This is a genomic window from Clostridium punense, from assembly GCF_017874425.1.
GTDB classification, from domain to species: Bacteria; Bacillota; Clostridia; order Clostridiales; family Clostridiaceae; genus Clostridium_J; species Clostridium_J punense.
In genome coordinates this window covers 1-15,431 of sequence record NZ_JAGGLL010000034.1, presented here as the reverse complement: position 1 = coordinate 15,431, position 15,431 = coordinate 1, and the positions used below count along the sequence as shown (strand labels likewise).

Annotated in this window: 12 protein-coding genes and 2 tRNA genes; 12 read left to right on the top strand and 2 right to left on the bottom strand. The window is 31.1% G+C overall.

Translation table 11 applies throughout. From position 1 onward, the window contains the following. The first annotated feature begins 935 nt into the window (after positions 1-935). The 6 genes from J2Z44_RS17070 (at position 936) to J2Z44_RS17050 (ending at position 6,293) form a co-directional block, all read left to right on the top strand. The gene (locus J2Z44_RS17070) at positions 936-2,681 is read left to right on the top strand and encodes an ABC transporter ATP-binding protein (RefSeq protein WP_209649861.1); all 1,746 of its coding nucleotides are present in this window, start codon (positions 936-938) and stop codon (positions 2,679-2,681) included. Beyond that, complete coding sequence (locus tag J2Z44_RS17065; protein WP_021284542.1) at positions 2,681-4,468, top strand: ABC transporter ATP-binding protein; 1,788 nt, start codon at positions 2,681-2,683, stop codon at positions 4,466-4,468. The genes J2Z44_RS17070 and J2Z44_RS17065 overlap by 1 nt, the downstream gene beginning before the upstream one ends. Positions 4,469-4,886: 418 nt before the next feature. After that, on the top strand, positions 4,887-5,018 hold the full coding sequence (locus J2Z44_RS21890) for a hypothetical protein (RefSeq protein WP_021284543.1): 132 nt from the start codon (positions 4,887-4,889) through the stop codon (positions 5,016-5,018). Between the two features lie 545 nt (positions 5,019-5,563). After that, positions 5,564-5,638 (top strand) — tRNA-Glu (locus J2Z44_RS17060). Between the two features lie 3 nt (positions 5,639-5,641). Further along, a tRNA-Gln gene (locus J2Z44_RS17055) sits at positions 5,642-5,716 on the top strand. 109 nt (positions 5,717-5,825) lie between these two features. Continuing rightward, positions 5,826-6,293, top strand: a complete 468-nt coding sequence (locus J2Z44_RS17050; protein ID WP_021284544.1) for a hypothetical protein — start codon at positions 5,826-5,828, stop codon at positions 6,291-6,293. Positions 6,294-6,483: 190 nt separating this feature from the next. Here the strand turns inward: J2Z44_RS17050 and J2Z44_RS17045 are convergent, their stop codons facing one another. Both J2Z44_RS17045 and J2Z44_RS17040 read right to left on the bottom strand, forming a co-directional pair. Then, the gene (locus tag J2Z44_RS17045) at positions 6,484-7,101 is read right to left on the bottom strand and encodes a nitroreductase family protein (protein ID WP_021284545.1); all 618 of its coding nucleotides are present in this window, start codon (positions 7,099-7,101) and stop codon (positions 6,484-6,486) included. 153 nt (positions 7,102-7,254) lie between these two features. Next, positions 7,255-9,192, bottom strand: coding sequence for an NAD(P)/FAD-dependent oxidoreductase (locus J2Z44_RS17040; protein ID WP_209649859.1), 1,938 nt, complete (start codon positions 9,190-9,192; stop codon positions 7,255-7,257). Positions 9,193-9,321: 129 nt separating this feature from the next. Between J2Z44_RS17040 and J2Z44_RS21995 the strand changes: the two genes are divergently transcribed. The 6 genes from J2Z44_RS21995 (at position 9,322) to J2Z44_RS17010 (ending at position 15,046) form a co-directional block, all read left to right on the top strand. Continuing rightward, positions 9,322-10,854: a PucR family transcriptional regulator gene (locus J2Z44_RS21995; RefSeq protein ID WP_161624482.1), complete on the top strand. Its 1,533-nt coding sequence runs from the start codon at positions 9,322-9,324 to the stop codon at positions 10,852-10,854. A gap of 192 nt (positions 10,855-11,046) precedes the next feature. Beyond that, positions 11,047-11,742: a DUF969 domain-containing protein gene (locus tag J2Z44_RS17030; RefSeq protein ID WP_378109323.1), complete on the top strand. Its 696-nt coding sequence runs from the start codon at positions 11,047-11,049 to the stop codon at positions 11,740-11,742. 20 nt (positions 11,743-11,762) lie between these two features. Next, entirely contained in the window at positions 11,763-12,734 is a 972-nt protein-coding gene (locus J2Z44_RS17025) for a DUF979 domain-containing protein (RefSeq protein ID WP_021284550.1), read from the top strand. A 201-nt stretch (positions 12,735-12,935) separates the two neighbouring features. Further along, a complete protein-coding gene (gene pcp, locus J2Z44_RS17020) occupies positions 12,936-13,577 on the top strand; it encodes a pyroglutamyl-peptidase I (protein WP_021284551.1) in 642 nt (213 codons plus the stop codon). A 12-nt stretch (positions 13,578-13,589) separates the two neighbouring features. Further along, positions 13,590-14,033 (top strand): gamma-glutamylcyclotransferase family protein, encoded by a 444-nt coding sequence (locus J2Z44_RS17015; RefSeq protein ID WP_021284552.1) that lies wholly within the window; start codon positions 13,590-13,592, stop codon positions 14,031-14,033. 326 nt (positions 14,034-14,359) lie between these two features. Then, a complete protein-coding gene (locus tag J2Z44_RS17010; protein ID WP_152513277.1) occupies positions 14,360-15,046 on the top strand; it encodes a Crp/Fnr family transcriptional regulator in 687 nt (228 codons plus the stop codon). Positions 15,047-15,431 lie beyond the last annotated feature (385 nt).

Sequence of the window (15,431 nt, the reverse complement as noted above, 5' to 3'; positions counted from 1 at the left end):
AATTTATGATCTATTTTGGTGGTTAATGCCTTTAACTTATAAGAGCAGTTTACTTGCATAGAAAAATAAATTACTATATAGGCTAAATAAGCAAATTAAATTTGGAGGTAAAGGTAATGATTAAAACGTTCTACATTAATTGCTAGTAAAAATTGTGCAAATACGTTTAAAGCCTTAGTTTGTAAGGTTTATTTGTAATGCGTAAATTTTAAAATTATTAGTATTAAATATTATATTTCATTAAAAAAAGTTCTAGTTTATAAAATGTGTGACAAGGGACTGCTTGTTATAACGGTTAAACTATGAATGAATTTATTGAAACTATATGAGTAGAACAACATTAATTACAATCCTTTAAATTTAATTAATTTTAAAGCTGATTAAAACTATTGAAGTTACTGTACTATTGTGTCTCATACTAAGTTTTTGAAAAAGCAAAACTTCTGTGAGCATAGGTTTTATATGTAGTAGCTTTTGCTTTATGATCCTTGTAAAAAGGAGCCATAATAGTTATTTAATAAGGTTTTTAAATTAAATAAATAGTAATTAATGTCATGGGGTTTTTGCTCCATGGCATTTTTATTAAATCATTTTTAAATTTATAAAATAAAGATAATAAATACCTATTTACTATTAGTGGTATAACTTATGGAAAGAAGCTGTTTTGTTTGTACATTTTTGTTTCATGAAATGTAATTATAGAGTATTTAGTAATTTATAAATTTTTAATATAATAACTTTAACAATATATATGTTTTAATTAAGTTTATATATTTATGATTAGGATTTTTCTTAGGCAACCCTATATGAACATGAATAATCATTAATGGAACATATATATAAAGAAAGCTATGTGTTATGAAAATGAGTTTAAAAGGTTGTAAATGAATGGGGGATTCATTTGCAACCTTTAATTTTTTTGGGGAGGGGAAATCATGAAAGTGTCATTAAAAGAATACTTGAATTTATTATCAAAATACCTAAAGTCACAGATTAACAGTGTTATAATACTAGCAACTGTTTTGGCAGGGAATATAATTCTTCAGTTAGCAAACCCTCAAATATTACGTTATTTTCTGGATGAAGCAACTAAAGGGGATACTGCTAGAAGGTTAACCATAGCTGCAATTATATTTATTGGAGCAGCCATACTACAGCAAGGATTTAATTTGATAGCTACTTATCTAAGTCAAAATATAGGCTGGAGAGCTACTAATGGCTTGAGAGTTGACCTAATAGAACATTGTATTAATTTAGATATGGAGTTTCATAAGGCACATCAGCCAGGGGAGTTAATTGAAAGAATAGATGGAGATGTCAATGCATTATTTAATTTCTTTTCTAAGTTTATATTGAATGTGCTCACAAATGGAGTTCTGCTTATGGGAATACTTTTGTTACTTTTGAGAGAAGACTTAAGAATAGGATTAAGCTTGGGAGTTTTTGCTATTGCAGCGCTTTGTATCCTTTGGTATTTACAGTCTACTAAGGTGGATTCTTGGGTAATAGATAGGGATGCTTATGGAAAGTTATACGGGTTTATTGGAGAACAAATCACAAGTACAGAAGATATTCGTTCTAGTGGAGCTAAAAATTATGTGATGAATAGATTTTATGACATGTTAAGAAAGCTTCTACCTATTACCACTAAGGCAGTGATGAATTATTATAATATGTGGTCAGCCACCCTAATTATATTTACACTAGGGAATGTTATTGCTTTTGGATTATCTGCGTATTTATTTAAAAAAGGAGTTATAACCATAGGAACAGTATATCTAATTTTTAGCTACACAGAACTTCTAGCAAGACCTATAGAGCAGATTAGACAGCAGTTACAAGATCTACAGAAGGCTGGCGCTAGTATTACTAGAGTTAAAGAACTTTTAGGGACAAAATCAAAAATTTATGAAGGTGAAAGTGAATTAACTTCATCAGGTTCCATAGAGGTTAACTTTGATAATGTGTCTTTTAGCTACGAAGAGGATTCCCAAGTGCTAAAGGATATATGTGTGCAAGTTCCTAAAGGAAAGATTTTAGGTGTTTTAGGTCATACAGGAAGTGGGAAAACAACTTTAGCAAAGCTTCTTGTAAGGCTCTATGATGTGGATAGTGGAAAGATATATTTAAATAACTGTAGCATTGAAGAGTTAACATTTAAAGAGCTTAGAGACAAAATAGCCTATGTTACACAAGAAGTTCAACTTTTTCAAGCCTCTGTTAGGGATAACCTTACTATGTTTAATAAGAATGTAAAGGATGAGGAAATATTAAAAGTACTTTATGATGTGGGCTTAAATCAATGGTATGAAGGTCTTTCTGATGGTTTGGGCACTGTGCTTCAAGCTGGAGGGGGAGGTCTATCAGCAGGAGAAGCTCAGCTTCTAGCTTTTGTTAGGGTTTTTTTGAAAAATCCAGAGTTAGTAATCTTAGATGAAGCAACCTCAAGATTAGATCCAATAACAGAACAGTTAATAGAAAGGGCTTTAGATAAGCTTCTTAAAAATAGAACTTGTATTATAATTGCACATCGTTTATGGACTGTGCAAAGAGCTGATAATATAGTTATTTTAGATAAGGGAACTGTGATAGAACAGGGGCAGAGAGAAAGTTTAGCACAAGATCCACAATCTAAGTTTTATAACCTACTACAAAAAGGAATAGAGGAGGTACTTGTATAATGGAGCTTAAGAAGGAAAAAAATACTCTTTATTATATATGGGAAATGATAAAGTATAGACCTTGGCTCTATCTTTGTAACTGCATACTTTGGACTTTAATTCACATTTCACCCCTAATACCTGGACTTTTGGCTAAAGAGTTTTTTGATAATTTAAGTGGAAATGCTAGTGTTAATATAGGGATTTGGGGGCTTCTAGTTCTAATGATAATGGTAACTCTAATTAGAATAGTTTTCATAGCCATTGGGGGAAGAGTGGATATTGTTCATAGATTTAATATGAGTGGTCTTATTAGGAGAAATTTACTTCAAGGAATATTAGATAAACCAGGTTCTAGGTCCTTAGCTTGTTCTACTGGGGAAGCGGTAAACTGTTTTAGAGATGATGCAGATCAGGCTGAAAACTCTATTAGTTGGACTTTAGATGTAATTGGAAGTGCAGTCTTTGCACTTGTAGCTATAATAATATTACTTAATATTAATGCTAAAATTACTTTACTTGTATTTACTCCTCTAGTTCTAGTAGTAGCTTTAGCACAAAGAGCTGGAGAAAGAATAGAAAAGTATAGAGAAGCCTCGAGAGAGGCTACTGCTAATGTAACGGGAGCTATGGGAGAAATCTTTTCTTCAGTTCAAGCAATAAAGGTAGCTGGTGCTGAAAAAGATATTTTAAGCAACCTAAATAGCTTAAACAAAATTAGGCATACTCTTACACTGAAGGATAGTATTTTAAATCAGTTAATGCAATCTATATATGAAAATACGGTAAGCTTAGGTACTGGATTAATATTACTATTAGCTGGACAGTCAATAAAGGCTGGAAATTTTACCGTTGGAGATTTTGCATTATTTGTTTATTACTTAGCTTTTGTTGCTGATTTTACGCAGTTTTTCGGTTCCTTTATTGCTCATTATCAACAAACAGGAGTAGCTTTCAGAAGAATGATAGAGCTTTTACAAGAGGATAGTGGAGAAACATTAGTTCAGCATAATCCATTATATTTGAAAGAAGGCATTAAGAAAGAAAATACAATAGATGACAAAATAAATATTAAACTTAATACCGATAAACTAGAAATTTTAGAAATTAAAGATTTAACTTATACTTATGAGGAAACTGGCAATGGGATTCACAATGTGAATTTCCTTATAAAAGAAGGAAGTTTTACTGTAATTACTGGACGTATCGGGTCAGGAAAAAGCACGTTAGTAAAAACAATTTTAGGGTTACTGCCAAAAGCAGGTGGAAAAATTATTTGGAATGGTAAAAGCATTAAAGATCCAGCAGAGTTCTTTGTTCCCCCAATAAGTGCCTATACCTCACAAGTACCTAACTTATTTAGTGATACTTTAAAACAAAATATTTTACTTGGACTTTCAGAAACCCAAAGTGAATTTGAAAGTGCTATACATTCTGCGGTATTAGAAAGAGATATTGAAGTTTTGCCTAAAGGAATTGAAACTGTAATTGGCTCTAAAGGAGTGAAACTATCAGGAGGACAAATACAGAGAACTGCAGCTGCTAGAATGTTTGCTAGAAAAGCAGAATTATATGTCTTTGATGACATTTCTAGTGCTCTAGATGTTGATACAGAAGTTACTATGTGGAATAGGTTATTTAATAGCAATAAACCAACCTGTGTAGTGGTGTCAAACAGAAAATTTGTACTTCAACAAGCAGATAATATTATTGTTATGAAAGAAGGCAAGATTGAAGCTCAGGGAACTTTGGAAGAACTTTTAGATAGTTCTGAGGAAATGAAACAGATTTGGAATATAATTCAATAAAGTTAAAAGAAACATTTGACAAATTTGTAAATTAGTGATAATATAGTTTTTGTTGATAATATTTTAAAAGGAGGTCGTTGTATATGAAAAACTTTTATTTAACATTAATGAACAGAAATTTAACTAAATTAAATATTTTTAGAAGCGGCCTTGGTGACGAAGTTTAAATTACTAATTTTGATATTTTAAGTCATAGGGTTGTGTACTCTATGGCTTTTTATATGCACTTTATTATTGTGATATAAGGAGTCGTGGTAGGTCTTTGTGCTTTTAAAGCAAAAAGATATACTATGATTTTTTTATTGCTTTAATATAGAAATAAATTACTTATAAGTATATAAATGTTAAAAGGGGGCAATAATATCAAAGCTTTAAGTCTATTTCAGTACAATTTAAATTATGAAGGAGGTGATAATTTATGAGAGCTATACTAAATTCTATATTTGGTGATAAACCACAAAAAGATACGAAAAGTATCTGGGATGTAATAATGGATACAGACCATAATAAAAATCAAAGATTTGAAAGCATTATAACTTTGAGAATGTAATTTTTAACTTTGAACAGCAATTATATAGTTTTTCTAATAAAGCGTAGAGTAATAAAGCTATAATGCAAGATTAAACAATGCATTATAAAAGAAAGAGTTAAAGCATGCTAAAACTACAGTAATGCTATGCTTTCCAACTAATAATTAATAAAATTTAAAAATGAGAAAGGTTGATAAACTATGAAAAACATATTAATGAATTTGCTAAGTAAAAATTATAGTTCTTATGATAAGTGGAGCTATATAAAAATTAAACAGCGGAAAACTTACATGTGGCTTGATAATGTTCATACCTTTAAGATGTAAGAAAAGTCTTTCGTTAGTAATATGAAAAATAGAACCACATATTGAATTAATCTAAAAAATCATCAATGGCACTCTGGTAGGTTATGAGGCAGTTGATGATTTTTGTTGTTTTCAATTGGATAGAGGTAGAGGAAAAATTTGATTATCAGAAAAGCTGATAGATGCTATTTGGTTCATGAATAATATGTATTGGTAAAATATGAAAAGTGCTATTAAAATTATAAGTGTAGTAAATATATGGCCCCTTGGTCAAGTGGTTAAGACGTCACCCTCTCACGGTGGAGTCAGGAGTTCGATCCTCCTAGGGGTCACCATAATGGGGTATAGCCAAGCGGTAAGGCACTAGATTCTGACTCTAGTATGCGCAGGTTCAAATCCTGCTACCCTAGCCAATATATTTTATGATTAATTTTAACCGAAGTTATTAAACTGTTTAATAACTTAAATTTTTAAATAATTTACTAGTGGATTTTCAGTGCTGAATCTTAGGAGGTATTATACTTGGATAGAGATACGTTAAAATCTTTAGATGTAGATACCAGGGAAAAAATTATGAGAGAAGAACTAGGAGAGGAAAAGTGCAAAATAATTGATAAGTATAATCTTCACCCAAACAATAGACTTTATTGGGAAAGAAGGCAAGAAAAATATCCTGTTCAAGAGTACTTCAGTCATAATTTAGCTTTAAAGGCATCTCCTTTAGGCATGGTATTTCACATATATAGATTATGTTATGCAAAGACAAAGTATTTTGAAAGCAATTGGCAAAACTTTAAGCCTTGTACTTATAGCCATAAGCAAGGATTTGTAGAATCTGAGATTCATGAAATGGAATATATAAAGCAGTCAAGTACTAAAATTATTATTGATTTAAGAGAGCTTGCAAAAATTAAATGGCTAAGTGAATTTAAAGAGCTTTGCAAATATTTAGAAGAAAGACACGAGGAAGTAAATAGAGAAAAAATTTAATAATAATCCTATTATTAAATTGATTTACTCTGCATATTTTTAAAATTCATATAATTAATTATTGTACTTAAAAATAAACAGCAATATTCTTTAATATTCTAGCTAATAAAGCTAAGTATAAGAGTTAGTAATAAATAATGAGTCCCTTATAGCTAAAAATCACAGTAGAAATTCTACTGTGATTTTTGGATTAAACTTCTTTTAAAAGTATTTCTTCAAGTTGTAATCTTGGTCTTTGTGCAGGATCTTGATCTGGATAGCCTACAGGAATTAGTGCCACAGCTTCATATCTATCATCAATATTTAGCATACTATGAAGCTTTTCTTTATCAAACATCATTACCCAGCAAGTTCCAAGACCTAAATCTGTTGCTTTAAGAGTAATATGGTCAATTGCAATAGCTGCATTTAATGTTAAGTAAGCTTTGATGGCATTTTCATCTAAGGTAGCTCTACGTTTTGAGTAATCCTCTGAAGATTCATTTGCTTTATCAAGAGGAGTATCAACAAAAGCTTCAGCTTCTCTAAGTTCTTTCATTCTATTACCTTGTGACATTACAGATTGCTTATCAATAAGAGCTACTATAGTCACAGGAGCTTGGGAAACGAAAGGTAGAGGTGTACATCCTTTGAGCTGTTCCCTAGCTTCTTCACTTTTTATTATAATATAACGAGTAGGTTGAAGATTTGTACCTGAAGGAGCTAGTCTTGCTGCTTCTATTAATTCGTGAATATGCTTCTCAGAAACTGAGTCACTTTTAAATTTTCTTATACTTCTTCTATTTTCTACAACTTGTTGTAATTCCATAATAGACCTTCTTTCTCTTTATTATATTAGTTTATATAAGTTATTAAACGGGTTTAACTGCTTTTATAATTAAAGGCTTCTTACTCAGTTTTGACTGTAAAAAAGATTATTTGAATAATTTTTTGCAGATTAATTCAAGACAATTCTATACTTTTACAATACATAAGCTTTTTCAAAGCCTTGTCTTACCGCTTCTGCAATTCTTCCTGGTTTTTCAGCATCGCCAATAACTTTAACTATTGAAAAATGCTTTTCTAGTTCTTGAACTAAAGAATTATTAGGTTTAATTCCAAGGGAAAGTACTACTTTATCTGCAGTAATAGTCACAGGCTCATTAGTTTTTAAGTTTAGTAATTCTACTGAAGTTTCAGTGATTTTCATTAACTTGTGAGAAGTTAGGAATTTTGCTCCATGAGTATTTAAGTTTTTAATAACTGTGTATAAATTAGCTGGATAAATACCAGTTCCTATTTCAGGAAGCATTTCTACTAGAGTTAATTTATTGCCTCTAACGGCTAAATACTCAGCAGTTTCACAACCAGTCATACCAGAACCTATAACAACTACTTTTTGATTTTCTACTATATTTCTGCCACTTAAAATCTCTGATACATTTAATACATTTGCAGTATTTATACCTTCTATGTTTGGAATGAATGGAGTGGAACCAGTAGCTACAAATACAGCATATGGATTAAGTTCTTTAATCATTTCCAATGTAGCTCTAGTATTTAAGCTTATTTCAACTCCTAAATCTGATAAGGCTTTTTTATAATAGTTAATAAACCAAGTTAGTTTTTCTTTATCAGGTGGGTTACTTCCTAAAGAAACCATACCTCCTATGGCGCTTTCTTCTTCAATTAATACAACTTTATAGCCTTTTAAAGCTAAAGTTCTTGAGGCTTCTAAACCAGCTGGACCAGCGCCTATTACAGCTACCAATTTATTTTCTCCATTAACCACTAAATTATCAAACTCTAATTCTCTTCCCATAACTGGATTTACTGCACACTTAGTAGCTCTACATTTTTCAAGCTCTTCTATACAGTGAAGACAAGAAATACAAGGTTTTATATCTTCACTTCTTCCTTCATAAGCTTTAAGTACCCATTGGGAATCTGCAAGCTGACTTCTTCCAATTCCAGCAAAGTCCATAACTCCTTCACCTAAAAGCTCTTCAGCCACTTCAGGATGTTTAATATTATTAACTGCAATTACTGGAACATTAACCGCTGCTTTTATAGTTTTAGCTAGGTGTTTTTTCCAACCTTCTTTTAAACCGATTGGTTCAATTATAGTGAAGCCAGTTTCGTATATTCCCGAACTTACGTTAATAGCATCAACACCTAAGGATTCTAAGTATTTAGCTATTTTAGTTGCTTCCTCTAAGTTTATACCACCATCTATAAACTCATCCCCGTCTATTCTCACACTTATTGGGAAATTTTTACCGCATATTTGTCTAATACCTAGGATGATTTCAGTTATGAATCTCATTCTTCCATCAAAATCTCCGCCGTATTTATCTATTCTTTTATTTGTATAAGGGCTAAGGAATTGACAAATTAAATATCCGTGAGCACCGTGAAGCTCTACACCATCAATACCTGCCATTTGTGCAATTTTAGCACCAGTAACAAACTTTTTAACTAAGTTTTCAACTTCTTCAGTTGAAAGTTCTCTTGGTTCCTCTTTACACACCTTACAGGCGATAGGAGAAGGGGCTACAATTTGTCTTCCGTCTATCAAATGACCATGACTTTCTCTGCCAGGGTGATGCAATTGCACGAATATTTTAGTATCGTATTTATGAACAGCTTTAGCTAATCTTTCAAGACTAGGAATTTGCTTTATATTAGTTGCACTAAGTTGATTTGGGGTACCAACACCGAACTCATCATCTATTCTTGTGATTTCTGTAATAATTAAGCCACAACCAGCTTTGGCTCTTTCTTCATAAAAAGCAATAAGCTCTGGTGAAGCTTCACCATTATAACTAGCTAAGGAAGTTCCCATAGCTGGCATTACAATTCTATTTTTAAGTTCTAAATTTCCAATTTTACCTTTTGAAAATAGGTTTTGAAATTTCATAAGTTTCCCTCCACAATAAGATTTGTTTATAATTTAACATATAGAGAGAACTTAATCTATGTAGCTAATCTCTAAAAATTGTTGAGGTAATTGTGCATCATGCACTATAATGTTCTTAGAGGTGGTATTGTGAACATATCAATAGTGACTTTATTTGAAAAACTGAAACGAGAATATAATGCAATTATAAACTATAGCATTGTAAATCCAGTAGAAATTACAGATATAGAGTTTATAACTAAAGATTTTAATCCTGAAAAAGAAGAAATATTGTATATAGGGAAGGCTTCCCAATTAAACGGCTTTAAAGAAAATCTTAAAGGCAGCTTTATATTGGTAGAAGATGAATATTTAGAAGATAAATTAAACCAAGGCAATTATATTATGGTTAACAAGGAGGAGGAAATTTTTGAATTATGGAACTACATAAAAAATATCGTGGTGAAACAAATATACATTTCAAATCCAGCTACAAGCTTACTAAATTCCTTAGCCCAAGGGAAGGGGTTGAAATATCTACTACAAATTGGGGCAGAAAGTTTAAATAATCCTATAATTTTGATAGACGGTGAGTTTTCAGTGCTTGCTTCATCGACAAATAAAGAAATTAAAGATAGCCTGTGGAAAGAAAACATTGAAATGGGTTATTGTTCTTATGAATTTATTGCAGCAGTAAAGAAACTTAAGTCAGTAAAGGAATCACCTTTAACTATTGAACCCTATAAAGTAATTTGTGACGAAAGTAGCATAAACAAATTTGTAAGCAAGATACTTATAGGTGGAAAGGTAGTTGCATATCTTCTTTTATTACAGGAAGATGGGGAAGTACTAGAGGAGCACTTGAACATCTTTAAAGTGCTTAACAGTGCAATTACTGAAGAACTAAAAAGTAATGCTACTTATAAAAATATAAAAGGTGTAAAATATGAAAATTTATTATTGGATTTGCTGGAAGGTAAAATAGCTGAAGAGGCTGTTGCTTTAGAAAGAATGAAAAGTGCAGAATGCAACTTTAGTGAAGAAATGTATGTGCTTCTTTTGGATATTTCAACTTATGCCTTAAATGTTAAGGATAAAAATTTGAAAGCTTCCATTGAAGAAGCCTTCATTGGTGCTAAATCCATATACTATAAAGATGATATTATAATCTTACTAAATAAAAACTCTAAGCATCAATCTTTAGAACAGTTGTTGGAAAACTTTTTGCCTTTTCTTAAAAGAAAAAATCTACCTATGGCTGTGAGTAGTAGAGCATCAAAGCTTATAGAAGTAAAGGATAGATACTTTGAAGCAAAAAACACTATGTATTATGCAAAAAAGCTTCATAAAGAAGGCTTATTATTTAAATACAAAGATTTTAGGTTCTATGATCTGTTAAGTCATGTGGAAGGTGACTTAGTAAGATATTGCAATGAATCCTTGTTAAAACTTAGGCAGTTTGATAAGGATAATTCCACAGAATACAGTAAGACCTTAAAAATATACTTAGAAAATAATCAAAATATCAATTTAACTGCAAATAAACTTTTTATACATAGAAATACATTAAGTTATAGAATAACAAAAATTAAAGAATTGTTAGAAATGGATTTTATGAATGGGGAACAAGTATTTAATATACTTTATACTTTTAAAATCCTTGAATACCTAGAAGAAGTTTAGCCTTTTATGTTAGGAAAATCCTTAACATAAAAGGTTTTTTCTATTCAGTGATAGCTGTAAATAGAGTTTGAAAAGAAAATATGAACACTTTTAAAATAAAATATGAATTTTGTAGCCTGGGATACATCAGTGGATTAAATATTTTGATAATTTATATATATCAGATAATTCATAAGGAGGTACTATTAAATGATTAAACTTATTGGTATTTTAATTATTATTGTAGGTTTTATTTTAAAACTTGACACCATCGCAGTTGTTGTTGGTGCAGGTATAGCTACAGGGCTAGTTGCAGGACTTTCCTTTAATGAAATCATGGAGATACTAGGGAAAGCCTTTGTAGGAAACAGATTAATGTCTATATTTATCATTTCTCTTCCTGTTATAGGATTACTTGAAAGGTATGGATTGAGAGAGAGAGCCGCCTTCTTAATTGGAAAGCTTAAGTCAGCAACCTTTGGGAGATTAACATCCCTTTACCTTTTTATTAGAACCTTGGCAGCAATGTTTAGCTTAAGAATAGGTGGACATGTTCAGTTTATAAGACCACTAATACTTCCTATGGCACAAGGAGCCGCTGATTCAACCTATGGAAAGATTGAAGAAGAAGATAAGGAAGCTATAAAAGGACTTACCGCAGCAGTTGAAAACTATGGTAACTTTTATGGACAGAATTTCTTCGTTGCATCTGGAGGTGTACTTTTAGTAGTTGGAGTTTTAAAAGAGCTTAATTATACAGTAGACGCGCTCACAGTTGCAAAAGCGTCCTTACCAGTTGCTATAATTGCAATGATATTTGGAACAATACAATTTCTATATTATGATAAAAAATTTGATAAGAAGTATAAAGCTAAAGTAAATAAGAATAGTACGAGTCATAAGGCTTAAAAATAAATGGAGGTGTAAACATGAATAGTCCGGTTTTATTAAAAGATATATTAACTGAATATTTGTATGTAATAATGGGACTTGTAACCTTTTTTGCGGCCTACAAAACCATTAAAGATAAAAATCATCCTTCAAGAATTCCTACAGCATTATTTTGGGCTATATTAGGTATCATCTTCACTTTTAGCAGAGTTGGTATGCTATGGGGGAATAAGGATATTTACATTAAAGATGTTTATATAGGATACTTAGTACTACTAATGGCGGTTTTATCAGCACTTAAAGTTGTTAAGGTTAATAAGTTTAGTGAGTCTAGTGAAGAGTTCAAAAGGGCAGCTGCTGATAGAGTTGGAAACAAAATATTTATACCAGCCTTAGCTCTTGCAGTGTTAGCCTTTGCAATTGCACAAATATGGAACAAACAGCTTGGCACACTTGTGCCACTTGGTATAGCTACTCTTGTAGCAGCAGTACTTGGGCTTTATTATACAAAAGGAAAGCCAAGTGAAATGGCTGAAGATGGACGTAGATTGCTTCAGGTAGTGGGACCGGTAAACATTTTACCGCAACTTCTTGCAGCCTTAGGGTCAGTATTTACTGCAGCAGGAGTTGGAAAAGTTATTTCCTCAGGAATAAGCAGTGTAATACCTGAAGGAAATATCCTTCTAGGAGTTATTGCTTACTGTGTAGGTATGGCAGTGTTTACAATGATAATGGGTAATGCCTTTGCAGCTTTTTCTGTAATTACAGCAGGTATTGGAGTACCTTTTGTAATAGCACAGGGAGCAAATCCAGCAATAGCAGGAATTTTGGCTCTAACTGCAGGATATTGTGGAACACTACTTACACCCATGGCGGCAAACTTTAATATTGTGCCAACAGCTATTCTTGAAATGAAGGATAAGAAAAATGGAGTAATTAAATATCAAGCACCAGTAGCACTAGCAATGCTTGTAGTTCACATTGTTTTAATGTATGCGTGGGCATTTTAGATAATTAAATCTCAATAATAAAGTAAGAAGAAATAACAATTTACTTACTGATTATATAGCTAATAAGGATAAAACTAAGTTGTATACCTATAGAAGTTAAAAAGATTTATTATGGAAGAGGGACTATAATTCTTTCATAGTAATTGTAAGATAAATTAACTTTAAATTGATACTAATGATAGAAGATTGGGAGGGAAAAGTATGAAAGTGTTAGTAACAGGTTTTGAACCATTTGGAGGAGAAAAAATAAATCCATCCTTGGAGGCGGTAAAGATGCTTCCAGAGATAATTGCTGGGGCTGATATCATAAAGGCTTCTATACCAGTAGTTTTTGGGAAATCTATTGAAAAGCTTGATGAACTTATAGAAAAGGAAAGGCCACAGGTAGTAATTTGTGTTGGTCAGGCTGGAGGAAGGTTTGAACTATCCGTTGAAAGGGTTGCAATAAATATTGACGATGCTAGAATTCCAGATAATGCAGGAAATCAGCCAGTTGATGAGAGAATCTTTGAGGATGGAGAAGCTGCATATTTTGCTACTTTACCTATTAAAGCAATGGTAGAAGAAATGAGAGCAGGAAGTGTGCCTTCAGCAGTTTCCAATACAGCTGGAACTTATGTATGCAACAACATTATGTATGGACTTCTATATCTAGCACATAAGAAATATCCAGGGTTAAAAGGTGGTTTCATACATGTTCCATTTATTCCTGAGCAAGTAATAGCTAGAACTAATACACCATATATGAGTTTAGAACAAATATCTAAGGGATTAGAGCTTGCAGTTAAAGCTGCAGTTGAAAATGAGGAAGATATAAAAGTGTCACACGGGAAAATATGCTAGGAGGTGAGGTTTATGACAAAAAAGGTTTTTGTTTATGGAAGCTTAATGGAAGATCTTTTTAATCATGAAAAATACCTAAAAGGAAAAGTTATTACTAGAAAGTATGCAAAAACCAGGGGAGAACTTTACCACCTTGCAGAATGCGGTTATCCAGCAATGATTCATGGTGAAGACTATGTGTATGGAGAACTCATTGAAGTTAAGAATTATGATAACACCTTACAGGAATTAGATAAACTTGAGCACTTTTTTGGAGAAGATAGGGCAGAAAATGAGTACAATAGAGAGTTGATAAAAGTACAGCTTTTAGATAATGGAGATGAAGAAATAGCCAACGCTTATATTTATAATTGTAATGATTTATTAAAGTTAAGGAATAATAATATCTATATCAAGAATGGGGATTGGAGAGTTTATCTGCAGCAAGAGAAGTTAAAAATGAAAGCTTTGGCATGAAATGATTAGTAGCTAAAGTAGAGAAAGATATAAGTAGTGGTTCGGATTTATCTAAACTGCTACTTTTTTATGATGTAAAAATACTATAAAATTTGCAGTTTGTTTGTGTATACTATTCTATTTATAATATGAGTACATAAGAATATTAAAAGTATGATATAATTTAATAGAAGATACTTCCTTAATTTTATATAATTTCTATTTAAAGGAATACACTTATATTATGTGCTATTATTAATAAAACCTTAGATAAAAAAATAACAGGAAATATATTGGGGTTTATAAGGGCATTATTAATTGGATAACGGAGGATTGAGGTGAAGTTTATGTATAATGAGTTATTTGATGAAAAGAGACAAACAAGGATGAGAAACTATTTTTTAAATAGCTTAAGCAAGCAGGGAACCTTAAGAAGTTATGAAAAGAATGAAATATTAAGTGTTGACTATAATAACTATTTTGGAATTGTTGTAGACGGAGTGGTTTCAGTGAGCATCCTAAGCTCTAAAGGAAATCAAAAACTTTTATATATGTTAAGACCAGGAGAAATTTTTGGGGAAATGAATTATTTTTGTGGTGGATCCAGTTTGACTGTGGGTATAGTGAAGGAAAAAGCAAGAATATCTCTAGTCAATAAAAATGTTTTAGAGGAGGAATTAAAAAACGATTCTGATATATATAGATATTTTATTCATAGCATTACAAGAAAGTATAGAATTGTTATGTTACAACTAACTAATAATGTGTTTAATGATTCCATAGGAAGAATAGCAGATGCGCTTTTAAGGCTTGCTTCTTGTAGTATTGGAGCTGGAGAGCAGGAACAAGTGTTTATTGACACCCCTTTTACCCACCAAGAGCTTGCAAATAACATAGGGTGCTCTAGAATAACAGTAACTAGATGTATTAATAGATTCATTGATGAAGGTATTATAAGTTATGAGGGAAAAAAGATTATACTAAATAATCCTTTAGCCTTAAAACAGTATATTGATGTGATAGAGGATGATTAATGAATAGTCATCCTTTTTTTATTTTAAAGGAAAAGTTGAACTAAAGCAAAAAAGTTGCAATGTTTATTTTTATTTGCAAATTTATAGTAGTTTTATGATGTATTATATCAATTAATTGTTATAAAAGTAGAATAATAAAAATAAAACAACAATAAAACAAAATAATGCAATAAATAGTTTCAAATTCTTCAAAAGGAACTTTTTTTATTTAAGCTAAGAAGGTTTTATAAAAATAAACTTATCTTTAATAAAGAAAAATATGTAGAAGTATAGAGAAAAAGTATGATGAATTAACTCATATTCCGAATAACTTAATTTTCCAATTAAGCAATTAATTTTCTGTATATTTTTCAGTTCAATTTGTCTATGATTTTTATATAAACCA